We start from the raw sequence: 23376 nt of genomic DNA on the forward strand, positions 1-23376 counted from the left end.
GGGTTGACTGCAAAGGTGGTGGCGCAGCCAAGGCCCGAACGGCCAGGGCCTGTCGTCGCAGACGGTGGCGGTCGGCTGCGCCGACTTCCCTGCGGTGCTCGGCCTGCAGGGCGGCCCACAAACTCGCTCCGCTCGCCTGCGGCTCGCTCTGCTCAAACAGTGTGGGCCAGTCAGAAGGGAATGCCCTGCAGTCCTGCGCTCCTCGGCGCCCCCGACAGCGCCGCCAGGCCCTGGCCGTTCGGTCCTTGTCTGGGGCAGCCGTTGCGGGACTGCTCGCGCGGGCAGTGCGTGAACGTGGGCAGCGGGTGAGGGGGAGTTCGCTTGGCCGAAGTCAAGGAGGAGGCCGCAGGCCGGGGGACATGAGGACAAGCGAACTCCCCCTCGCCCGCCGCGTCACACCACCGCAGTCATCCCAGCGGCCGGTCAGGGCAGCAGTCAGGCCCCCCGAAAACAACAAAGCCCGCCGAAGCGGGCTTTGCCTTGTGCGCCAGACCAGCAGGTCAGGCGGCGCTGAGCCACATCGCCGTGTCGAAGGCGCTGCTCATCATCGGCATGTTCATGCCGAAGTTTGGATTGATGCCGTTCTTGGCTGCCGCCTTCGCGGCAGGCTTGGCTGCTTCCTGGGCCGTCTCAGCAGCCCGCTCCCATGACCCGTTTTCCTGGGAGCGGGCTACTGAAAAGAATAGAAACATCGGAAGGGTATCTTCCGGTCTCCCCAAAAGTCAGCTGCGTCGCGGAACACATCCAGCAACTGCTCGCGCGACTCGCGGTCGAAGCGGCTGTTGTCGGGGATCTGTTCAAGCACGACCACAAAGCCCGGCTGCTGGCCCGACTTGTGGACCAGGTCGGTCATGCAGTCGTACAGGGCGTCGAGGTTCTTGCCGAAGTGCGATGGGAACAGGAACGCGCTCGCGATGCCTTCCAGCACGTCCTGTTTGGACTGTGCCTCGGTGAGGTTGGCATACAGGAAATGCTGGCCCGACTCCTGTGCCGCGCGCATCAGGTCATCGACCCGGTACGCGCGTATCGCCTGCACGATGTTGGGACGGACGGTCTGCAAGAGCATGGTCTCGTTCCTCCGTTGATCAAATGTCTGTCGTTCGTCGTCCGCGGGTTTCAGGGCACGATGCGCCGGAAGCTCGCGTAATGGTCTTGGGTGTAATAACAGGCTTCTGGTTCCCTGGGTCGCTCGCCACCGCAGACGATGCGCCGGGCACCCCGGTCGCGTGAGCCTGGCGTGCGCACGGTGTATTCGCGGTAGTGACCTCGGGGCTGGCGCGGTAGCAGTCGCTCGCGGTTGCCGAACACCGTGCCATCCTTGGCATACGGGAACGGACCGCCGGCGCGGATCAGGCTGTCGGTGCGGCGGGCCTCGTCCGGCAGATCGTTCAGCCGGACCGTGGCCATCGCCGAGTCGGTCGCAGGGCCTGTGTCACGGGCCTGCGCCGCCGTCGCGGCAGCCCCCAGGACACCCACTGCGGCCACACCGACGACCGCCGCTGATGCGATGGTGAGCCCCCACTTGCGTAAGGTTCTGCCCACCAGCAGCGGATCGCACGAGACCACGGGTTTACCCTGAAGACTTAAACAGTCATGCTACCGGATTGGCGGGAAAACCACAAGTGCGCTGCACCATGGCGGCGCAGCGCAAGGCCTTTCAAGTAAGCATTTGCTTACTTGCTTTACGTTGTCAATGGCGGGCGGCGTTGGCGTCCACCACCGTCAGTGCGGTCATGTTCACAATGCGGCGCACCGTGGCGGACGGCGTCAGGATGTGCACCGGCTTGGCCGCCCCCAGCAGCACCGGGCCGATCGCGATGCCGCCGCCGGAGGCGGTTTTCAGCAGGTTGTAGCTGATGTTGGCAGCGTCGATGTTGGGCATCACCAGCAGATTGGCCTCGCCGCTCAGGGTGCTGCGCGGCATCAGCTCGGCGCGGTAGGCGGCGTCCAGCGCGGTGTCGCCGTGCATCTCGCCGTCGATCTCCAGCCACGGCGCTTGTTCGCGCACCAGGGCCAGGGTCTGGCGCATTTTCACCGCCGAGGGCTGGTCGCTGGAGCCGAAATTGCTGTGCGACAGCAGCGCGGCCTTGGGCGCGATGCCGAAGCGGCGCATCTCCTCGGCGGCCAGGATGGTGATCTCGGCCAGCTGCTCGGCGCTGGGGTCGTAGTTGATGTGGGTGTCGACCACGAAGACCTGGCGGCCCGGCAGCACCAGGCCGTTCATGCAGGCGTAGTTGCGCACGCCGGGGCGCTTGCCGATCAGCGCGTCCACGTGGTGGATGTGCATGGCGGTGGTGCCCCAGGTGCCGCAGATCATGCCGTCGACCTCGCCCTTGTGCAGCAGCATGCTGGCGATCAGCGTCAGCCGGCGGCGCATCTCGATCTTGGCGAACTGCTCGGTCACGCCGCGGCGCTCCATCAGGCGGTGGTAGGTCTGCCAGTAGTCGCGGTAGCGGGTGTCCTCGTCGATGTTGACGATCTCGAAGTCGCGGCCCTCGGTGATGCGCAGGCCGAGCTTCTCGATGCGGGCCTTGATGACGCTGGCGCGGCCCACCAGCACCGGGCGCGCCAGGTTCTCGTCGACGATCACCTGCAGCGCGCGCAGCACGCGGCGGTCCTCGCCCTCGGCGAAGGCCACGCGGCGGTTCTTGGCGCGCTTGGCCACCGCGAAGATCGGCTTCATCAGCGTGCCCGAGGCATAGACAAAGGTCTGCAGCTTGTCGCGGTAGGCCTGCAGGTCGGCGATCGGGCGGGTGGCCACGCCGCAGTCGGCGGCGGCCTGGGCCACGGCCGGGGCGATGATCATCATCAACCGCGGATCAAAGGGCTTGGGGATCAGGTACTCGGGGCCGAAGCTGAGCGTGGCGCCCGAGTAGGCGGCCGCCACCGCGTCGTTCTGCTCGGCCTGGGCCAGCGTGGCGATGGCGTGGACCGCGGCAATCTCCATCTCGTCGGTGATGGTCTTGGCACCGCAGTCCAGCGCGCCGCGGAAGATGTACGGGAAGCACAGGACGTTGTTGACCTGGTTCGGGTAATCGGTGCGGCCGGTGGCCATGATGGCGTCATCGCGCACCGCCTTGACCTGCTCGGGCATGATCTCGGGCGTGGGGTTGGCCAGCGCGAAGATCAGCGGCCGCTCGGCCATGCTGGCCACCATCTCGGGCTTGAGCACGCCGCCGGCGGACAGGCCCAGGAAGATGTCGGCACCGGCGATGGCCTGGGCCAGCGTGCGGTGTGGCGTGTCGTTGGCGAACTCGGCCTTGTCCGGGTCCATCAGCTCGGTGCGGCCTTTCCAGACCACGCCGGCCAGGTCGGTGGCGATGATGTTCTCGCGCGGCAGGCCCAGCTTGACCAGCAGGTTCAGGCAGGCCAGCGCCGCCGCACCGGCGCCGCTGGAGACCAGCTTGACCTGCTTGATGTCCTTGCCCACCACCTTCAGGCCGTTGAGCAGTGCCGCGCCCACCACGATGGCCGTGCCGTGCTGGTCGTCGTGGAACACCGGAATGCTCAGACGCTCGCGCAGCTTGCGCTCGACGTAGAAGCAGTCGGGCGCCTTGATGTCCTCGAGGTTGATGCCGCCGAAGGTGGGCTCCAGCGAGGCGATGATGTCGACCAGCTTGTCGAGGTTCTTCTCGGCGATCTCCAGGTCGAAGACGTCGATGCCGGCGAACTTCTTGAACAGGACGCCCTTGCCCTCCATCACCGGCTTGGAGGCCAGCGGGCCGATGTCGCCCAGGCCCAGCACCGCGGTGCCGTTGGTGACCACCGCCACCAGGTTGCCGCGGCTGGTGTAGCGGAAGGCGTTGGCCGGGTCCTCGACGATCTCCTCGCAGGCCGCGGCCACGCCGGGCGAGTAGGCCAGCGCCAGGTCGCGCTGGTTGATCAGCTGCTTGGTGGCGGTGATGGCCACTTTGCCCGGGGTCGGGAACTCGTGGTACTCCAGCGCGGCGCGGCGCAGTTCGGATTGCTTCTCTTCGGCGGTGGTCATGCAGGGGCCTCGGCGCAGCGGATCGGGGGACGGATTGTAGGAGTCGCACCCGGTCGCGCTGCTGCGGTAACTGCGTAGCCCGGGGCAGCGGCAGGGCCGGATACTTCCGCCATGTCGCCCACCGCCAGTCCGACCACCGCGCCAGCGCTGCGCGTGCGCGTCCTGTGGGTGGCGCTGGTGCTGATGCTGCTGGTGGCCCAGTCGCTGTTGGTGTGGCTGACGCTGGACTACGAATCAGGCCGCGCCCAGGACCGCAGCGCCGAGGTGGCCGCACAGTCCGCGGGCGAGCTGCGCCGCCAGGCCCAACAGCTGCTGGAGTCGGTGCAGGTGCTGGTCTGGTCGCCGGGCGCCGAGGCCGCCTGGCGCCACGAGAGCCTGGGCCTGCTGCGCGAGCGCCGCGCCCTGCTGCGCCTGGAGCGCCGCGACGACCAGCTGCGCCTGCTGTCGGCCAGCGACACCCCCTATGGCGCCGCGCCCTTCTCGGCCATGAGCCGGCGCGCGCTGGAGCTGGAGCTGGCGCCAACCTGCGCGCTGGCGGCGCGCACCTCCACCCCCACCTTCTCGCGCAGCTACTTCATGCCGCAGCCGGCGGGCCAGGGCCAGGAGGTGGTGGACCTGTGCTTTGCGGTGGAGGGCGGTGCGCGCTACGTGGTGGCCACCGTGTCGCTGCCTGAACTGCTGGAGAAGGTGGCGGCCGGCACGCGCGGCGAGCACGAGCTCTCGCTGGTCGAGCCCGACGGCACCCGCCTGGCACGCGCCGGCAACCTGCGCGGCCAGGGCGTCTACCAGGCCACGCGCCTGGTCAGCCTGCCGGGCCTGTCGCTGCTGCTGCGTGCCGACGCGGTGGCGGGCCGGCCGGGGCTGATCCCCAACCTGGCGATCGCGCTGGTGCTGGGCCTGTCGCTGAGCCTGTTGGGCGTGGTGGGCCTGCTGGTGCGTGACATCCGCCGCCGCAGCGCCGCCGAACACGCGGTGGCCGAGGCCCTGGCCTTTCGCCGCGCGATGGAGGACTCGCTGGTCACCGGCCTGCGCGCGCGCGACCGCGACGGTCGCATCACCTACGTCAACCCGGCCTTCTGCGCGATGGTGGGCTGGGACGCCGAGTCACTGGTGGGCCAGGACACGCCGCCCTACTGGCCGCCCGAGCGGGTGGACGACTACCGCCGCCGCCAGGCCGAGCGCCTGCAGTTGGGTGCCGACGACAACGCCCAGCGCCAGGGCTTCGAGACGCTGTTCATGCGCCGCAACGGTGAGCGCTTCCCGGTGATGATCTACGAGGCGCCGCTGCGCGACCGCGAAGGCCGCCACACCGGCTGGATGAGCGCAGCGGTGGATGTCAGCGGCGAGCGGCGCATGGAGGAGCTTTCGCGCCAGCAGCAGGAGCGCCTGCAGGCCAGTGCCCGCCTGGCCACGGTGGGCGAAATGGCCTCGCTGCTGAGCCACGAGCTGAACCAGCCGCTGGCGGCGATTGCCAGCTATGCCACCGGCTCGCTGAACCTGATCGACGCGCCCGATGAGGACCCGGCCGCGCTGAAGGACCTGCTGCGCCAGGCGCTCACGCGCATCGCCGAGCAGGCCGAGCGCGCCGGCCGGGTGATCAAGAGCGTGCACGGCTTCGTGCGGCGGCGCGACGGCGCGCGCGAGGCCCTGGCCGCTGATCAACTGGTCGAGGCCGTGCTGCCGCTGGTGCGCCTGCAGGCCCGCAAGAGCGGCACCCGCATCGAGGTGGCGCTGCCCAGGCCGGTGCCGCGCGTCTGGGCCGACCGCACGATGGTGGAGCAGGTGCTGCTCAACCTCACCCGCAACGGCATCCAGGCGATGGACGAGGCCACGCCCGCCGCCGAGCGGGTGCTGCACATCGAGGTGGTGCAGACCCACCCGCGCTGGGTGCGCTTCACCGTGCGCGACGCCGGCCCGGGCATCCCGCCCGAGGTGGCGGCGCGCCTGTTCACGCCCTTCTTCACCACCAAGACCGAAGGCATGGGCCTGGGCCTGTCGCTGTGCCGCACGGTGATCGAGCAGCACGGCGGCGCATTGGACTTTGGGCCGCCACCGGGCGAAAGCGCTGGCCGCGGCACCGAGTTCCGGTTTACCCTGCCGGTGCCCGAATCCCCGCCCCGCAAGCCCGCCGACAACCCGCCATGAACTCCGCCCGCTTCGGCCTGCCGATGGTCTACCTGGTTGACGACGAGGACGTGGTGCGCGACGCCCTGGCCTGGCTGCTGCGCTCGCGCCGCCTGCTGTCCGAGGCGCATGCCAGTGCCGAGGCCTTCGAGACCATGCTGCGCCAGCGCCTGGACGCCGGCGCCTGGCCCAGCGCGCCCAGCTGTCTGCTGCTGGACGTGCGCATGCCCGGCATGAGCGGCCTGGCGCTGTTTGACCGCCTGGTGGAGCTGGGCCTGACGCGGCTGCTGCCGGTGATCTTCCTGACCGGCCATGCTGACGTGCCCACCGCGGTGGCTTCGGTCAAGCGCGGCGCCTTCGACTTCGTCGAGAAGCCCTTTTCCGACAACGCCCTGGTCGACCGCGTGGAACAGGCCCTGGCCCTGAGCCTGCAAGCCCTGACCGAACGCGCCGACGCCCGCGCGCTGGAGCGCGCACTGGCCGAGCTCACCGAGCGCGAGCGCGAGGTGATGCAGCTGGTGGTGGAGGGCAAGCCCAACAAGCTGATCGCCGATGCGCTGGACATCAGCGTGCGCACGGTGGAGGTGCACCGCGCGCGCCTGTTCGAGAAGATGAACGTCAAGTCGGCCGTGGAGCTGGCCAACCTGCTGCGGCCCGGCGGCGGCTGAGGCGCCGCTCAGTTCTCGTCGAAGCGCGTCGGCTCGAACGAGGTGCCGCTGATCACGTGGCCCTGGCTGGAGGCCTCGACCAGCGCGCGCAGCTTGGCGCGCTCTTGCTTGAGGTCTTCCTCGATGTCGGCGATCTCGCCGGCGTGCGAGCGCTTGAGCGCCTCCAGCGAACGCAGGTGACGCTGCTCCTGGCGCTCGAGGCGGGTTTCCAGTTCGCGGTTGTCCTCGCGCAGCTTTTCCAGCAAACGGCGCTGCTGGGAGTCGGCCAGGGCCTCGCGGGCGCGTTGGCTCTCGCGCTGCGCGCGTGCCGGGCCGACCAGCAGCATCACCACCGCGCCAATCACGGCGCCGGTGAGCAGCCAGGCTGCGCCGATCAAGGGGTCCATGGGGGGTCTCTCCTGGGGTCAGTGCCGCTGCGCCGAGCCGGGCAGCAGTTCAGTGCTGGCGAAGGTGGTGGTGTCGGCCTCGTCGGTGCCGTCATGCGGGCCCATGCGGCGCCAGCGCTCGACCTCGGCCTCCAGCGCCTTCACATGGTTGGCGTGGGCCTTGTGGATGCCGTCGACCTGCTCCACCAGCAGCGCCATCAGGTGGCGCAATTCGGTGGAATGCTGCTGGCGCAAGGTCTCGACACGCTCGTCGTAGTCGGCGCGCGCCTCGGCCAGTTCTTCATCCTTGGTGCGCAGCAGCTTGGCGTGCTGCGCCGCGCTGGCCTTGAGCTGCGCGGCCAGGTCCAGGTTGCTCTGGCGCAGGTGCTCCAGCAGGCGTTGCTGCGGGGATTCGGCCGGGCTGCCAAAACGGCTGGCGCCGGGCAGCACCGAGGTGGGTAGCTCGCTGGCGGGTTTGCTCAGGCGGCTGTCGCTGGGCGGCCGGCTGGCCGCGCGCTGCGGCCGCCGCTTGGCCTTGGTGCGTCGCAGGTGCCACGCGCCCAGGCCCAGACCCAGCCCCAGGCCGCCGAAGGCGCCGAGCACCTGCCAGGCCCAGCTGGGAATGTCCGCCCACTGCACGCGAGTCCCTCCATCCGCGCCGTACCGCAGGCGCTGTCATGCCCGATTGTGCGGGCAAACCCAGGTAGGCACCAACTGCAGACCTCCGGGCAGTGTAGCCCCTGGCGCAGCCTCATGGCGGCGGCGACAGTCGCAGGTACTCCGTCACAGCAGCACGCCACCGCCTGTCCCGTGCGTGATCTTGCCGGGGCAGGGGGGTTCTCACCGTCGGGCATGACAGGCACACTGCCCGAACAACCAGACCGAAGCGCCGCCGGCTTGCCGGCGGCCCGAACGGCCCACAGGAGACACCCATGGGAGACGTGACGGTCCTGCTTGACGCCGCCCGGCAAGGCGAGACCCTCGCCGTGGGCCGCCTGTTCGAGCTGCTCCACCCCGAGCTCAAGCGCATCGCCCATGCCAAGCTGCGCTACCGGGATGACCGCCTGCTGCTGGACACCGGCGCGCTGGTCAACGAGGCCTATCTGCGCCTGCTGGGCACCGAGCGCCTGCTGGCGCGCGACCGCGGTCATTTCCTGGCCTACGCCGCGCAGGTGATGCGCTCGATCGTGGTGGACACCGTGCGCCAGCAGCAGGCCGCGCGCCGCGGCGGCGGCCCGCAGGGCTTTGTCACGCTGGACACCGGCGCGATCAACCAGGCCGCAGGCCAGCAGGGCGAGGACGAGATCCTGGCCGTGCATGAGGCGCTGCAGGAGTTGGCCGCGATCGACGAGCGCCTGGTCAGGGTGGTCGAGATGCGCTACTTCGTCGGCCTGTCCAACCAGGAGATCGCCGACAGCCTGGGTGTCACCACCCGCACCGTCGAGCGCGACTGGGAAAAGGCGCGCAGTTTTCTCTACAACCATCTCAAAGGCGGCTGACCGCCTTGCACGGGCCGGGCCGCCTGTCGGTTCCGGTCGGCCCGTTGCGTGTACCCGGATGCCCCGCCCGTCGATCAGGATCAACGGGCGTGCCCGGTTGTCTCTCCCGCCCTGCCGCACTGATGCCTGCTCTGGATACCCGCCATGCCGATCGCCCGTGATGAGTGGCCGCGACTGCTGAGCTTGCTTGAGCAGGCGCTGGAGTGCCCGACCGATCAGCGCGAGGCCTGGCTGCAGGCCCAGAATCTGCCAGCGCCGCTACAGGCCTCGCTGCGTGGCCTGCTGGCGCAGCGCCGGGCGATCGAGACCGGCGACTTTCTTGTCGGCCTGCCGGCCATCGCCCCACCGCCCGCAGGCGCCCGCCTGCAGCCCGGCGCGATGGTCGGCCCCTGGCGCCTGCTGCGCGAGATCGGCCAGGGCGGCATGAGCAGCGTCTGGCTGGCCGAGCGCGCCGATCAGCAGCTGCAGCGCCAGGTGGCCCTGAAGCTGCCGCATGCCGGGCCCGGCCAGGACCTGCTGGCCGCCCGGCTGCTGCGCGAGCGCGGCATCCTGGCCGGGCTGGAGCACCGCAACATCGCCCGGCTGTACGACGTCGGCCTGACCGACGCCGGCACGCCCTACCTGGTGATGGAGTACGTGACCGGCGACACCCTGCTGGCCCACGCCGACCGCCAGCGCCTGGACATCCCGCAGCGCATTGCGCTGTTCCAGCAGGTGCTGCGCGCGGTGCAGTACGCGCATGGCCAGCTGGTGCTGCACCGCGACCTCAAGCCCGGCAACATCCTGGTCAACGAAGCGGGCGATGTGAAGCTGCTGGACTTCGGCATCGCCAAAGTGTTGGCCGGCGAGGGCCGCACCCGCGAGGACACCGAGCTGACCCGCGCCGCCGGCCGCGTGCTCACCCCCGCCTACGCCAGCCCCGAGCAACTGCGGGGCGAGCCGCTGGGCACCGCCAGCGATGTCTACGCCTTGGGCGTGGTGCTGCACGAGCTGCTGGCGGGTCAGCGGCCCTTTGCCCACCTGGGCGGCTCGGCGCTGCGGCAGGAAGACGCCGTGCTCAACGAGCTGGCCCGTGCACCCAGCCGCCTGAGCCTGGCGCCCGAAGTGCTGGCGCTGCGCCGCTGCAGCGCCCGGCAGTGGCGCTCCACCCTGGCGGGCGACCTGGACGCCATCGTGCTGCGCGCCTTGGGCACCGAGCAGGCCCGGCGCTATGCCTCGGTCGACCTGCTGGCCACCGATCTGACCCGCTGGCTGGCCCGTGAGCCGGTCAGCGTCACCGCGCCCAGCCGCTGGTACCACGGGCGCCAGTTCGTGCGGCGCCACCCTTGGGGCGTGGGCCTGGGCAGTGTGGCCACCACGCTGCTGCTGCTCAGCAGCACGCTGGCGCTGTGGCAGGGGCAGCGCGCCCTGACCGAAGCGCACCGTGCCAATGCCTCGAAGGACTTCCTGCTGGGCATCTTCGAAGACACCAACCCCCAGGCCACCACCGGCCGCGACCTGTCGGCGCTGGAGCTGCTGGAACGCAGCCGCGACAAGCTGCTGCGCACGGGTGCGCAAGACCCGCTGCTGCCGGTGCCCGAGCTGCTGCGCGGTCTGTCCAACGCCCAGGTCCGGCTGGGTGACCGCACCGGTGCGGTGGCCACGCTGGAGAGCCTGCTGCAGACCCTGCCAACAGACAGCGCCGATCCCCAGCGCCTGAGCACGCTGATCAGCCTGGCCGAGGAAGAGGCGCTGCAGAGCAACCTCACCCGAGCGCGTCACTGGTTGGGCCAGGCACTCGATCAGGCGAAGCGTCATTCGACCACCCGCGCGCAGTGGCGCGAGCTGAGCCGCGTGGCCGGTCTGGTGGCGCTGTACGACCCCACCCGCACGGCCGTGGCCCGTGACGCCCTGCGGGCCTATTTCGCGCTGGCCGACGAGCCGGACCGGGCGCCCGCCATGGACAGGCTCAACGCGCGGCTCAACCTGGCCAAGACCGAGTCGCTGCTGGGCCAGCGCCAAGCCGCGCTGGATCAGCTGCAGCAGGCCGATCAGTTCGCGCAGACGCAGGCGGCGCAGCTGGAACCCGGCGCGCTGTTCCGGCCGCTGGCCGCCTACCGCGCCAGCGTCGACGGCGACTGGGGCCAGTACGCCGCCGTGCAGGCCTGGCTGCCGCCGGTGCTGGAGCGTTGCCGCCAGGCCATGGGGCCGGCCTATGAGGACTGTCTGGATCTGACCGGCCACCTCATCCGCGCCCAGCTCAAGAGCGGCCACGCCGAACAGGCTGCCCAGCAGGCGCTGCAGCTGCAGGCCCAGGCCGACAACAGCCAGTCGCCGCGCCGACAGCTGGAGGCCCGCGTGCTGATGGTGCGGGCCTGGGCGGCGGCCGATCAGCCCAGCCGCCTGGAGCCGCCGCGCCGGCAGTTGGCCCAGCAGGTGACGCAGACCGGGACCCGCGCCTTGCCGGCCCCGCTGCGCCTGCAGGGCCTGAACATCCTGGCCGAGGTGGCGCTGCTGCGGCGCGACCCGGCCACCGCCCTCAACTGGACCCGCCAGGCGCGTGTGCTGCAGCAGCAGGCCGGCTTGTCACCGCACTCGCGCGAGGCGCTCAAGACGGCGCTGTTTGAAGGCATCGCCTGGCAGCGCCAGGGCCAGCACGCCCAGGCCCTGGAGCGCCTGGCACCGCTGTGCGACACGGACCGGCTGGCCCGCAGCCGCCAGACCGCGGTGATCGATCACCTCTACAGCCTGAACTGCGTGCCCTCGCTGCAGGCGCTGGGCCAGCGCGAGCGCGCCCGCGCCCTGCTGGACCAGGCCCTGCCGGTGCTGACACCCGCGCTGGGCGCCGACGCCCCCACGCTGCAGCGCGCCCGCCGCCTGCGGACCGATTCCCCGGCGACGACGCCGACCCCACCGGCCGACTCCGAACCGGCCTTTTTCACCTGACGTCCTCTTGTCCAAGGAGCCCACCCATGGCCACCCGCATCCATCCGCGACTCGCGCCGGCTGAGCCGGCCTCACCACGTCTTGAGCCGAATGCCGAGATGCTGCTGGCGCCGCCGCCCAACCTGAGCAAGCGGCTCACGGCGTCGGTGCACCGCAGCCTGCCGGGTTGGACCCTGCAGGTCATCGTCCAGCGCTGGACCGAGGACCGCGTGCGCGTGCTGATCACCGGGCGGCGCGACGCCGGCATGGTCGCGCCGCCGGCACCGCCCACGGGCAGTGAACAGGCCGAAAAGCTTGAGAGAGGCACGGAGCGCGCGCTCAAGCGCATCCTTGAGCAGGACCAGCCAGGCACCGAATGGGATGTTGCCGCGCGCTACGCCAAGCGCACCGAGAACGAGTTCACCATCAGCGCCTTTGGCGAAGAAGAAGGCAAGAAGAACGACCCGCCCACCTGTATTGATGGCGACGTGATCTTTCCAGGTGAAACCTATCGCGTCAGCGAAACGGACACCATCCAGGTGAACTACAAGCCTCCGAAGCGGCCCCCGGGACCGACGCTTGTCGGTTCGACAGACCATTGTGTGTATTTCCATTACCACGGCGATCTTTCGCCGGTCACATCCTTTCCTGCCGCACCGCTGAGGGACTACCCCTTGCGGCACTCCCCGCCGGCGCCGACTCTGATACACGCCAATGCGGTGGTCCCGCTGACGCCGGGATTGACCTTCGTCTATGTCCTGACCCCCGGGAGCTTGCCCTTGGTCATGCAGATCGGCGATCTGCAGGATTGGTGGGTCTGGTGGTGACTTGTTCCACGAGCGCGGCTCGCCAGCGTGTCTGAGCTCGGCGACCCCGCTCCCCCACGGACCGGCTCGGGCTGCTGAGCCCGGTCGAGCCGGCTTCGGATCACCCGGCCGGCGGGTGCGCGGCGGTCTTGCTTTGGGCCTACGTCGCCTGGTGCCCATTGACGCCCCTAGATTCGCAGCCGACATGCATGTCGCGAATGGCACCCCGGACAACGTGTTCGTGGGCGTGAGTCGATCGGAATCAATCCCTTCCGACGTCCACCGCCCTTCCTCGCACCTCTGCGGATGGCGGGCGACCCTCCACCCACCGTGCCAAGGAATGACCATGTCCCACGAACACTCTGCAGGCGATCCCCACGCCACCCCTGACGCCGCAGCCCGGCGCTTCGTACCCACCACGCCCTACCATCCTCGCTTGACGGGCATGACGGCCTGCGGCAACGGCAGCCTCGACGACAGCCTCGACCCGACGCAATGGCAGGGCGCCGTCGGCCGCCGAAATCAGATCCGTCACGAACCGGGCAACATCTTTGCCGAGTTCGAGGAGGGCCTGTTCCCGGGCGCCCCTGGCGTCCTCGACGGCCATCCCCATCAGGCCCATGTCACCAGCGGCACGGCGGACCCCCTGGTCGGCATCTCCCAGACAGCGCCGGGATCCACGGGTGCTGTCCGGCTGGGCAACAGCCGGAACTGGCCCGACGCCGAATTGTCCTGCGAGGTGTTGTCGAAGACCTTCATCGTGCCGCTCGACCAACCCTTCCTGAGCTTCTGGTACGCCGTGGTTCAGCACGGCGGACCCGACAACCACAACGGCGGCTCGCAAGCCTATTTCCGTGTCCGGGTGACCGATGCCCAGGGGGTCTTGATTCCGGGTGCGTTCAGCTTCGGCAATGGCCTGGGCGCGCTGACCAACTCCGGCTACCCGGATGACACGCTGGTGGCCAACCCCAAGCACCCACTGTTCCAGAGCGCTGAATCCGGTACCAGCGATCCGTATCTGTACAAGGACTGGAGCTGCGCGCAAATTGACCTGAGCACCCACCTGGGCCAGCAGGTGACCGTGGAGTTCATCACCGCAGATTGCGCGCACACCGGACACTTCAGCTACGCCTATATCGACAACATCTGCGGGACTTGCGCCGGCTCGCCTTCGGGCAGCTTCCGCTACGCCTGCGAAGCCAGCGACCACTGCGGCGCGGGCAAGATCTGCTTCGACTACAGCCTGCCGAGCAAGGTGGACAAGCAGGGCCTGTCGGTGACTGGCGAGGTGAGCATCCAGCTGCAGCTGATCCAGAACGGTGTCACGGTGCTCACGCTGTCCAGTGGCTTGCTGATCCGCGGCGAGCGCCATTGCTTCGCCATCGATCCCGCTCAGCTGACCGGCTTGAATCCGGCCCTCGGCGGCTTCGACATCCGGGCCACCGCCAGCTTCTCGATGGGCCAGGTGCCCTTGGGCACGATGGTGACCGGCACGCCGCATGAGGGCGTGACAGCCGGGCGCAACAACGACTACCGACTGCGGTGCCCCAGCTGCGACGAGATCGCCCGCAACCAGGCCGAGCAGCTGCGGCGGCGCTGCGCCACCAAGCGCAAACACCTGGCGCGCGTGTCCTGTCACTGTCCACCTGGCGTTGCCAGCGGCTGCGGGTGCGGCGGCGGGTGCAGTGAGTCGCACGGAGGTGCGGCCGAGTCAGCCGATCTGGCGACTCCGGCGCTGGCCGGCGTGGCCAAGGCGGTGGACTGCGACTGCCAGGGCCATTGCGACTGCAAGGCCGTGACCTGGCCGTCGATCAAGCCCTGTCTCTCGGTGGCATGGGCCGACAGCGACTGTGATGGCCTGGAGGGCAATGATGTCGAGGTGATGTGCATCTCGGTGTGCAACTGCCACTCCAACTTGGGCTTCTCCAATCTGGTGATCCAGCAGATCCAGGTGACCGATGCCCATGGCCGACCGGTGGCGATGCTGCCGGACGGCACACCATCCATCCAGGTCGTTCCGTCGGGGCCGCTGTGCTTTGGAGACATCGGCCCTTGCCGCGGCAAAGACCAACCCAGCTGCGTGACGCGTGAACTGGCGGTGTCCCTGCGCGGCGCTGCGGCCGGCAGCTATCGGCTGACGTTCAGCGGTATCTGCTTCGATGTGGTGCACCACGTGCAGGACGAGCAATGCTTCGTCTTGCCTGTCTGCAAGGACTGAGGCGCTGCATGACCGTGTGACCTCAAGGAGCCGTGAGGGCGCGTCAATGGGCAAGGAAGCCCGTGGCGCGCCCTTCCTGCGGCTCGCCGCTGAAGCGCCCGTGTGGACGGATGTCGGCATCCGTCGCCGCACTGCGTGTACCCAGGGCGGCCACCTTGCCGCGTATCCCTCACTGGAGAACCCCCATGCCTCTCACTCAATGGATTGCTGCCGCGGCCCTGGCGGCCCTGGCCGGCAGTGCCCAGGCCGCTCCCTGGCGTCTGCCCAGCGCCATCACGATCGATGGTTACTGCGATGTCTTCACCAATCTGGTCTATGTCGGCCCTGCCAACGGCAACGGTTGGTACACCGGCCGCTACGACGCATCGGCGTGCGGCATCACTCCGACCATGCCGGCCAGCGGACCACAGGCCAGGAAACTGCTGGCCTTCGACGGCTCGGGTGTCGCACTCTCTGTGGACACCCAGGGCACAACGGGCTCGGACTTCGCCTTTGTGCTGGTGCTCAACAGCGACCAGACCTGGCGCGCGTACGACCTGACGGGACTGGATTTCGACTTCGGCACCTGGACAGATGCCACGCAGGCCGCGCCGACGACCGGCGCCCGACCCATGCTCGGTGCGCGCTTGCCGCGCTGAGACGCGCTCAACTCGCCAACCATCCCCAAGGACACCTCATCATGACCACCTCCCGACTCCTCAGCCTGCTCGCACTGGTCGCAGGCGCCGGTTTGACCCAGGCGGCCACGCACCTGCCCAGCGCCATTGCACTTCCGGGCCGTTGCGAAACCCTCGTCAACCTGCAGCACAGCTTCCCGCCCTCCAGCGGATCCGCCTGGGGCTGGTACAGCGGCAGCCTGGACACCACGGCCTGCCCTGGCGGCGGTGCGATTCACCCGGCCAGTGGCCCCGAAGCCAGGAAGATACTCGGCTACGACGGCATGGGCGCAGCGCTCACGGTCGACCTTCGGCCCACCCAAGCGACCCTGTTGATCTACATCCTCAACACCGACCACACGCTCACCATCAAGGACATGAACGGCCATGTCGTTGGTACCGGCACTTGGTGATAGGGCAGCCAACCCAGGCGGCCTCAGCCGACCCTGCCTGGGTTGCGCGACGGGTCTTTGCGCGGCGGGGCCCCTCCGGGCGGGCAACGGTCCCCTCCTAGAATCCGCCCAATGCCCCGCCCCGCCGTCGCCGCCCCGGCCCCTTCCCCCGCCCCGGCGGCCCTGACGGCCCAGGACCGGCTGCACGCCGCCTGGCGCCTGCTGGCGGTGGCGGTGCTGGGCTTTGCCTCCGGCCTGCCGCTGGCCCTGACCGGCCAGGCGCTGCAGGCCTGGCTGAGCCAGTCGGGGGTGGACATCGCCACCATCGGCTTTCTCAGCCTGGTGGGCCTGCCCTACACCTTCAAGTTCCTGTGGGCGCCGCTGATGGACCGCTTCGATCCGCCCTGGCTGGGTCGGCGCCGCGGCTGGCTGGTGCTGACGCAGCTGCTGCTGGCGCTGGGGCTGTGGGCGATGTCGGTGACGCCGCCGCAGGGCGCGCTGCAGGCGCTGGCGTTGCTGGCGGTGGCGGTGGCCTTTCTGTCGGCCTCGCAGGATGTGGCGGTGGGCGGCTACCAGACCGATCTGCTGGCGGCGCGCGAGCGCGGCATGGGTGCGTCGCTCAATGTGATGGGCTACCGGCTGGCGATGATCGTCTCGGGCGGCATCGCGCTGATCTGGACCGATGCACTGCAGGGCGGCGGCTGGACCTGGCCTGAGGTCTACCGTCTGATGGCCGCCATCCTGGCCGGCGCCGCGGTGTTCAGCGCGGTGGCGCTGCCGCGCCTGAAAACGCCGCCACCGCTGGCCCAGCCTGGCGGGCATGACCTGAAGGGCTTTCTGGCCGTGCTGGGCGCGGCGGCCTTGGGCTATCTGATCACCGACCGCGCGCTGGTGCCTGCCGCTCATGCGTTGCTGGCACCGCTGTGGCAGGGCAGCACGCTGCCCGCCGCGCTGCAGCAGCGCTGGGGCGATCTGCTGGCGCTGCTGGCGGGCATCGCGATGACGCTGCCACTGGCCGTGGCCGCAGCGCGCTGGGCCCGTTTCGAGACCCTGCGCGCCGGCCTGGCCAGCTACTTTGCCCAGTCCGGCGCGGTGGCCTTCCTGGTGTTCATCGTGCTGTACAAGCTGGGCGACGCCTTTGCCGGCGCGCTGATGACGCCCTTCCTGCTCAAGAGCATGGCCTTTGCCGCGGCCGAGGTGGGCCTGGTCAACAAGGTACTGGGCCTGTGGCTGACCATCCTGGGCGCGCTGGCCGGCGGCGCGCTGATGCTGAAGCTGGGCCTGTGGCGCGCGCTGATGGTGTTCGGCGTGCTGCAGGCCGCCAGCAACCTGGGCTTCTGGTGGCTGGCCACGCACGGCCAGGGCGCGCTGGGCGCGGTGCCGGTGCCGGCCTTCGACTGGGGCTTTGTGAAGCTGGCGCAGGACAGCCGCATGGACGGCGGCTTGATCATGGTGGTGGCGCTGGAAAACCTGACTGGCGGCATGGGCACGGCGGCCTTCGTGGCCTTCCTGATGAGCCTGACGAGCCAGCGCTTCTCGGCCACCCAGTTCGCGCTGCTGTCGGCGCTGGCCTCGGTGGGCCGGGTCTGGGTGGGCCCGATGGCCGGCGTGGTGGCCGAATCGATCGGCTGGCCCGACTTCTTCGTGCTGTCCACCTTGCTGGCGCTGCCTGCGTTGGGCATGCTGTGGTGGCTGCGGCCGCAGGTTCAGGCGCTGGAACTGGACCCGAACCCCGCGCTGCTTGATGACTGACGGAGACCCGATGACCGCCCGACCCGCCCCGCTGACCCTGGACGCCGACATCGCCCTGCCGCCGCTGGCCCACCGCGAAGGCTGCAGCTGTGGCCTGCACCGCCGCCGCCGTGTCTTTGGCGGGCTGGCTGGTGTCGCCGCGCTGAGCACCCCGCTGGGCGCGCTGGCCCAGCAGGGCGTGCGCGACGAGGTGGGCAAGACCAGCGGCTTCACCAAGCTGGTCTCGGCCGAGCAGGTGGAACAGGCCGCCACCGAACAGTACGGCCAGATGAAGCGCCAGGCCGCCGCCAAGAACGCACTGCTGCCCGACAACCACCCGCAGGTCATCCGCCTGCGTGCCATCGCCAACCGCATCATCCCCTTCACCAACCCCTGGAACAAGCGGGCCGCCCAGTGGCGCTGGGAGGTCAACCTGATCGGCTCCAAGGACCTCAACGCCTTTTGCATGCCCGGCGGCAAGATCGCCTACTACTTCGGCATCCTGCAGCGCCTGCAACTGAGCGACGACGAAGTGGCCATGATCATGGGCCACGAGGTGGCCCACGCGCTGCGCGAACACGCCCGCGAACGCATGGGCAAGACGGCGGCCACCCGCGTGGGCGCCGGCCTGCTCAGCTCGCTGCTGGGCTTGGGCAACCTGGGCGACGCCGCGCTGAACATCGGCGGCCAGCTGCTGACCCTGAAGTTCAGCCGCCAGGACGAAAGCGAAGCCGACCTGGTCGGCCTGGACCTGGCCGCCCGCGCCGGCTACGACCCCCGCGCCGGCATCAGCCTGTGGCAGAAGATGCTCAAGGCCAGCGAAGGCGCCCCGCCCGAGTTCATGTCCACCCACCCGGCGGGGCCGACGCGGATCAAGGACATCGAGGGGACCTTGCCGAAGGTGATGCCGCTGTACACGGCGGCGCCGAAGCCGGGGCAGCGGTTTGCGCCGCCGGCGGCGGAGGGCGGCGCGGCTGCGAGATAGGGCCTTGCCACCGGGGGCGGGGCGCTGAAGCGACTTACCACCGGGACGGCAGCGCCTTCAGCAAGCACATCGCCTTGTCCCTGGTATCCACGAAGCCGCCGCGTTCCAGGTCCTTCATCACCCGGCTGACCATCTCGCGCGAGCACCCCAGGTGCTGGGACATCTGCTGATGCGTCAGCCGCTCGCCGATCACGCGCACGCCCTGTGCATCCGGCGGACCGGCCAGTTCCTCCAGCAGCACGCGCAGTCGGCCATAGACATCGTTGAGCGCCAGTTGCCGCGCTGAGAGCGTGGCAGCTCGCGCGCGGCGGATCACCTTGGCCAGCAGCTCCAGTGCGAATTCGGGGTGATCGGCGATGTGGGCCAGCAGCGTGCGCTGTGTCACCACCACGCACTCGCTGGCCTCCAGGGTCTCGACACTGGCCGAGCGCGGCCCACCGTCCAGGCTCATCTCGCCCAGGTACTCGCCAGGGCCGTAGGTGCCGTAGGTGATCTCCTTGCCGTTGTCGGCGGCCGAGAAGGCGCGCAGGCGGCCGCTGGCGATCAGGTACAGCGTGTCGCCTTGGTCGCCCTCCTGGATCAGCAGGGTGCCTTTGCGGTAGCGGCGCAACTCTCCGCGCTGTGCCAGCGGGCGCAAAGAGGTAGAAAAGACCAGCAGCTGATCATCTCTTGACATGGGCTGATAGTAGCGCCGTCCTTGCGCCCACCACCTTGCCGATGGGCCAGTCCTTTTCAGCGGTCGTTGCCATCGCCGGGATCGAAGCGTTGCTCAAACCGCGCTGCTCGTCGTACTTTGGCATCGTGCCAACCGCGCGGCCTCGCGGCAGCTCAACGGGCAGGTCCAAGGGTCTTTGTGCTGACCGCTTGGTGCCCAGCCAGAGGCGCCTGACTACATGTGTGAGGCTTGACTCGATGGGCGCTTAGGCAACCCGCCGCGGTACGATCTGGGGCACCTCAGAGCCACCCAGGAAGCCGCGCAGCACACCCATCATGGGCGGCAGTACGGCCACAGCTTGGACCAGCTCCCGGATGCCCGGTGTATCGGTCTTGGCGCGGATGCAGGCGATCTGGGTGCGCACCGTCGCGATCTTCACCTGGTGGCGCTCGGCGATCTCGTTGGGTGTCAGTCCGTCGCACAACGCGCGCAGTACTCGCTCCTCGCCTTCCGACAGACCATGGGCGCGGGCGTACCCGTGAATGCTCAGCTCGCCGCAGACTTCGCGCCGGCCCAGCATCAGCAGGGCACCCACCGATGTATCGCCGCGGCCCACCGCCGACCAGCCTGGCCAGCCCAGCGGGATCACTGACACGTTGATGCGCTGGGCTCCATCGCCGAGCGTCAGCAGGCGCCGCAGGCCACGAGTGACCGCATCGTGCACCGCGTCGTGCAGCGCGGCCACGTCCTTCGAATGCCGAGCGCGCAGTTCGCCGCCGAGCAACTGAAGTGGATGGGTCTGGCCCAACTCGCCGCGTGCCGCATGGTTGACGTGCAACACCTGCCGCGCATCAGCCAGCAGCAGCACGCCGTAGTCGATCTCGTCGAGCACCTGGGCCAACAGGATGGCCAGCGCGAGGCTGGCCGTTCGCCGCTCCGGTCCGGCGTAGGGCAAAGGGCGATGCCAGGCGTTGTCAGGCGCGCGGCGAGGTTCTGTGGGGCTGGGCTGGAACGGGTTCATCGTGGACCTCCTAAGGTCCCGGTCGCGGTGCCGGGAACATGGGTCACAGCGTAGAAATTCACTGATTAATCAGGTAGGCACTCTGACGCAGCCGGCTTGTGATCTATTTACCTCAGCCGGGCACTTCATGCGGCGTCCGCAAAACTGATGAGTCCCTGCAAACTGGGGACTAGGCGAGCTCCGATCGGATGAGCACAATCGATTCGTAACAAAGATGCATGCAGTCTTGGGCCTGGGAGGGGCTTTCGCGCATGGTGTCGGAGCTGCCCAGTCAGCATTTGGTCGTCCTGTTCGCCGATCTGGTCGAATCGGTCCGCCTTTTCCGCGACTTCGAGCGCTCGGTGATCGAACGCTGGCACGGCTTCGTCAGACGGGTCGAGGATGAACTGGCCGCCCAGCACCGGGGTCGGCTGGTGCGCTCCGCTGGCGACGGCCTGCTGCTGGAGTTTGCCTCGGCGCTCGACGCCACAGCGGCGTCCTTCTCGCTGCATCAGGCCCTCGAGGGCTTCAATAAGGGCTGCCCTTCGGCCGAACGATTCCAATTGCGGATCGGGGTCCATGCCGACCAGGTTGTCTCGTTCGCGCACGAGCTGTACGGCGCAGGTGTCAACATCGCGGCGCGCCTGGCATCGCTGGCCCAACCCGGCCAGACGCTGGCCTCTGCCCAGGTCAGGCAGGCCCTGGCCGATGGCGTGCACGCCCATGTCATCGACCTGGGTTTGCGCTACGCCAAGCATGTGGAGGAGCCGCTGAGGGTGTTTCGCCTGGAGCCACCGCAGCCGGGTGGCTTGGTGCAGGTCAGTGCCGATCCGAACCAGGACCTTCGGCCCACCGTGGCCGTGGTCCCCTTCGTGGCCATTCCGTCCGACCCCTCGCACGACGCGATTGGCCACGCACTGGCCGACGACATCATCGCCTCGCTGGCCCGACACCCCTCACTGAGGGTGCTGTCGCGCGTCAGCACGGCTGTCCTGCGCGGTAGCGACACGCCACAGGCGTTTAGAGAGTCCCTGGGCGCTTCGTTCTTGCTCAGCGGACAGTACTACGTACAGGGCTCGCGCGTGCGTCTGTCGTTTGAACTCAGCGAGCTGGACGGCTGCTCGGTGCTGTGGACCGGACGCACGGTGGGCGATGTGCAAGCCTTGTTCGAGGGGACCGACGAGCTGGTACCGCACATCGTCACCCAGGTCTCTCAGCAGATCATCGGTCGCGAGCTGAGCCGCGCGCGCAGCCTGCCTGTCGACGCGCTGTCGTCCTACACGCTGTTCCTTGGTGCCAGCGGTCTGCTGCACAGCCTGGTCAAGTCCGACTTCCAGGTCGCGCGCGAGGTCTTCGAGCACCTTGCAGAGCGCCACCCGCGCCATGCCGCGCCGCTGGCCATGCTGAGCCGATGGCAGGTGTTTGCCCTGGAGCAGGGCTGGGTGAGCGATCGGTCCCTGGCCAGCCAGTTAGCCCGCGAGTACTGCGAGCGTGCACTGGACCGGGATCCCCATCACGGGCCGGCCCATGCAGCCCTGGGACAGGTGTGCTCCAACTTTGAGGGCGACCTGGGGTCAGCCCGCGAGCTGAACCAGCGTGCCATCGAACTGGAGCCTTCCGATGCCCTGGCCTGGGCGCAACTGTCCGCGATGCAGGCCTTCCTGGGCGAGACCGATGAATCCTGCGCGTCGGTGGTGGAGAGTCTTCGGCTGTCGCCGCTCGACCCCAGCCGCTACCTGTTTGAGACATACGCTGCGCTGGCCTTCATCGCGGCAGGCGACTATGCGCGCGCCGTGACCTACGCCGCCAGCTCGGTGCGTCAGCACGCGCTTCATGCTCCAGGCCTGCACCTGCTGGTGGGCGCCCAATGGCTGAACGGCGAGCATGAAGCCGCGCGCCGCACCACCCAACGCTACCTGCAACTGGATCCCAAGGCGACCGCCGGTCCTGGCAGCAGGCGCAGGCTGGGACACGGCCAGTCCTGGCGTGCCCATTTCGAGCAGGCGCTGATCAGCGCAGGCGTTCCTCCCTGAGTACACGGCCTACGGATGAAAGGGCAAGACCATGGCGAGTTACGTGATTCCTCCCGGGGCATGGCTCAGTGGCAGCGCGCTGAATCCGGGGGTTGGCGGGCACTCTGCCGGCATCGGAGGCCACTCCGCAGGCATTGGAGGGCACTCTGCGGGCATCGGCGGCCACTCGGCGGGTGTGAGGGGGCATTCGGCTCAACTCACGATGTTCAGCTCAGGCATCGGCGGACACCACAGGCGACCTGGCGTCAGCGTCAGCGACCATGCGGCTGAGCACCTGGCCGCCGCTGCGGCACGGCTCACCAGTGGTGTACCCTGGCGAGGCCACGACCCTGATTGGGTCTATGCCGGCAATGACGACGCCCTGTTGGCCGAGGCCATCAATCGGTCCAATGCGCGCATCGTCGGGGCGTTGGATCCGCGACAAGAATCGGTTGATCCGGCTCGGATAGCCAGCCCAGTCTGCGACGAAGGCTGCAAGGCCGGCTCGGACACTGCCCTTTGGCGCTGGGGTGCCGAGCCACAGGCCCTGACCGTGCTGTCTGACCTGAGCTGGCGCTTTCGTGTCAAGGGCGCCTGCCTGTACGCGGCCTCGAGCTTTGGAGCACAGGAGGAGTTGAACTTTCAGCCCAGCATCAAGCTGTTTCTGATGAAGCCCGAATGGCAGGACGAGCAGATTGACAAGGTGCTCCGCGCTGCCATTGAGCGTGAGGATCGCCTGCCGGAGATCCTCAGTCAAGCGGACGACTTCATGCCCTTCTTCTACAGCGTGGTCGGCATCCATCCGGAGGTGGCACCCATCACCTGCGCGATGCTGGTCATCGCCCAGCGATGGGCCACGATGCTGGTCATGGCCTTCAAGCACCAGCTGGCTGCACGTCGCCCCCATGTCACCTCGTCACGCATCCTTCCGGTGATCGATACACCGGCGCATGGGTCGCTGCCCAGCGGACACGCCACGGTCTCGGCCATGGTGTCGGCATTGCTTTCCCGGCTGGTCTACGGGGCGCCCACACGCCGCGCGGACAAAGTGATGCAACTCAACCGACTGGCTCGGCGCATTGCGTTCAACCGCGTTGTGGCGGGCGTCCACTTTCCGATCGACAGCCGCGCCGGTCATGCCTTGGGGCTTCAACTGGCCGCCCACTTCGTTGGCCTGGCCACCGACGGGGATGCCCCCACCTTTTTCGAGGAAGGCGGTGACAAGCAGGAACTGAGGGAACTCGGCGCCCCCAACAGGCCGCCTGCATTGAATCGCGGCGTCGCCGCGCCGCAAGAGCCTCGCCACAGCCCACTGCTGGCGACGATGTGGCGCGCCAGCGAGCGCGAACTCACCCGCCTGGGTTTCTGAGGAG

At 69.0% G+C, this 23376-nt stretch carries 21 protein-coding genes; 12 read left to right on the top strand and 9 right to left on the bottom strand.

The annotated features are described in order from the left end of the window. Window positions 1–500: 500 nt before the first annotated feature. From KAK06_RS15055 to KAK06_RS15070, 4 genes are all read right to left on the bottom strand, one after another. On the bottom strand, window positions 501–692 hold the full coding sequence (locus KAK06_RS15055) for a hypothetical protein (RefSeq protein ID WP_210802945.1): 192 nt from the start codon (window positions 690–692) through the stop codon (window positions 501–503). Continuing rightward, window positions 671–1066, bottom strand: coding sequence for a barstar family protein (locus tag KAK06_RS15060; RefSeq protein WP_210802946.1), 396 nt, complete (start codon window positions 1064–1066; stop codon window positions 671–673). Before KAK06_RS15060 ends, KAK06_RS15055 begins: the two co-directional genes overlap by 22 nt. A gap of 50 nt (window positions 1067–1116) precedes the next feature. Beyond that, window positions 1117–1509, bottom strand: coding sequence for a guanyl-specific ribonuclease (locus KAK06_RS15065; RefSeq protein ID WP_375140896.1), 393 nt, complete (start codon window positions 1507–1509; stop codon window positions 1117–1119). Between the two features lie 181 nt (window positions 1510–1690). Next, complete coding sequence (locus KAK06_RS15070; protein ID WP_210802947.1) at window positions 1691–3988, bottom strand: NADP-dependent malic enzyme; 2298 nt, start codon at window positions 3986–3988, stop codon at window positions 1691–1693. 111 nt (window positions 3989–4099) lie between these two features. Between KAK06_RS15070 and KAK06_RS15075 the strand changes: the two genes are divergently transcribed. Further along, complete coding sequence (locus KAK06_RS15075; RefSeq protein WP_210802948.1) at window positions 4100–6133, top strand: sensor histidine kinase; 2034 nt, start codon at window positions 4100–4102, stop codon at window positions 6131–6133. Beyond that, on the top strand, window positions 6130–6780 hold the full coding sequence (locus KAK06_RS15080; RefSeq protein WP_247652894.1) for a response regulator transcription factor: 651 nt from the start codon (window positions 6130–6132) through the stop codon (window positions 6778–6780). Before KAK06_RS15075 ends, KAK06_RS15080 begins: the two co-directional genes overlap by 4 nt. An 8-nt stretch (window positions 6781–6788) precedes the next feature. On the opposite strand, the gene KAK06_RS15085 is transcribed toward KAK06_RS15080, so the two are convergent. Next, complete coding sequence (locus tag KAK06_RS15085) at window positions 6789–7166, bottom strand: hypothetical protein (RefSeq protein ID WP_210802949.1); 378 nt, start codon at window positions 7164–7166, stop codon at window positions 6789–6791. An 18-nt stretch (window positions 7167–7184) separates the two neighbouring features. Continuing rightward, window positions 7185–7784 carry a BAR domain-containing protein gene (locus KAK06_RS15090; protein ID WP_210802950.1) on the bottom strand — a complete coding sequence of 200 codons (600 nt, stop codon included), beginning with the start codon at window positions 7782–7784 and terminating at the stop codon, window positions 7185–7187. A gap of 293 nt (window positions 7785–8077) precedes the next feature. On the opposite strand from KAK06_RS15090, the gene KAK06_RS15095 reads away from it, so the two are divergent. From KAK06_RS15095 to KAK06_RS15130, 8 genes are all read left to right on the top strand, one after another. Continuing rightward, entirely contained in the window at window positions 8078–8644 is a 567-nt protein-coding gene (locus tag KAK06_RS15095) for an ECF-type sigma factor (protein WP_210802951.1), read from the top strand. Window positions 8645–8788: 144 nt separating this feature from the next. Then, on the top strand, window positions 8789–11569 hold the full coding sequence (locus tag KAK06_RS15100; protein WP_210802952.1) for a serine/threonine-protein kinase: 2781 nt from the start codon (window positions 8789–8791) through the stop codon (window positions 11567–11569). Window positions 11570–11595: 26 nt separating this feature from the next. Next, on the top strand, window positions 11596–12375 hold the full coding sequence (locus KAK06_RS15105) for a hypothetical protein (RefSeq protein WP_210802953.1): 780 nt from the start codon (window positions 11596–11598) through the stop codon (window positions 12373–12375). A 325-nt stretch (window positions 12376–12700) separates the two neighbouring features. Further along, window positions 12701–14572 carry a hypothetical protein gene (locus KAK06_RS15110; RefSeq protein WP_210802954.1) on the top strand — a complete coding sequence of 624 codons (1872 nt, stop codon included), beginning with the start codon at window positions 12701–12703 and terminating at the stop codon, window positions 14570–14572. Window positions 14573–14757: 185 nt separating this feature from the next. Next, window positions 14758–15210, top strand: coding sequence for a hypothetical protein (locus tag KAK06_RS15115; RefSeq protein ID WP_210802955.1), 453 nt, complete (start codon window positions 14758–14760; stop codon window positions 15208–15210). A gap of 41 nt (window positions 15211–15251) precedes the next feature. After that, window positions 15252–15641, top strand: a complete 390-nt coding sequence (locus KAK06_RS15120; protein WP_210802956.1) for a hypothetical protein — start codon at window positions 15252–15254, stop codon at window positions 15639–15641. A 111-nt stretch (window positions 15642–15752) separates the two neighbouring features. Next, entirely contained in the window at window positions 15753–17372 is a 1620-nt protein-coding gene (locus tag KAK06_RS15125; RefSeq protein ID WP_210802957.1) for an AmpG family muropeptide MFS transporter, read from the top strand. 10 nt (window positions 17373–17382) lie between these two features. Beyond that, on the top strand, window positions 17383–18336 hold the full coding sequence (locus KAK06_RS15130; RefSeq protein ID WP_210802958.1) for a M48 family metallopeptidase: 954 nt from the start codon (window positions 17383–17385) through the stop codon (window positions 18334–18336). 34 nt (window positions 18337–18370) lie between these two features. On the opposite strand, the gene KAK06_RS15135 is transcribed toward KAK06_RS15130, so the two are convergent. From KAK06_RS15135 to KAK06_RS15145, 3 genes are all read right to left on the bottom strand, one after another. After that, a complete protein-coding gene (locus KAK06_RS15135) occupies window positions 18371–19012 on the bottom strand; it encodes a Crp/Fnr family transcriptional regulator (protein WP_210802959.1) in 642 nt (213 codons plus the stop codon). Next, window positions 18999–19181 (bottom strand): hypothetical protein, encoded by a 183-nt coding sequence (locus KAK06_RS15140; protein ID WP_210802960.1) that lies wholly within the window; start codon window positions 19179–19181, stop codon window positions 18999–19001. The genes KAK06_RS15135 and KAK06_RS15140 overlap by 14 nt, the downstream gene beginning before the upstream one ends. A 75-nt stretch (window positions 19182–19256) precedes the next feature. Next, window positions 19257–20012, bottom strand: coding sequence for a helix-turn-helix transcriptional regulator (locus tag KAK06_RS15145; protein WP_210802961.1), 756 nt, complete (start codon window positions 20010–20012; stop codon window positions 19257–19259). 278 nt (window positions 20013–20290) lie between these two features. On the opposite strand from KAK06_RS15145, the gene KAK06_RS15150 reads away from it, so the two are divergent. Together KAK06_RS15150 and KAK06_RS15155 are read left to right on the top strand one after the other, a co-directional pair. Beyond that, complete coding sequence (locus tag KAK06_RS15150) at window positions 20291–22024, top strand: adenylate/guanylate cyclase domain-containing protein (RefSeq protein WP_210802962.1); 1734 nt, start codon at window positions 20291–20293, stop codon at window positions 22022–22024. A gap of 202 nt (window positions 22025–22226) precedes the next feature. After that, window positions 22227–23372 (top strand): phosphatase PAP2 family protein, encoded by a 1146-nt coding sequence (locus KAK06_RS15155; protein WP_210802963.1) that lies wholly within the window; start codon window positions 22227–22229, stop codon window positions 23370–23372. Window positions 23373–23376 lie beyond the last annotated feature (4 nt).

The organism is Ideonella aquatica (genome assembly GCF_018069755.1).
GTDB classification, from domain to species: Bacteria; Pseudomonadota; Gammaproteobacteria; order Burkholderiales; family Burkholderiaceae_C; genus Ideonella; species Ideonella aquatica.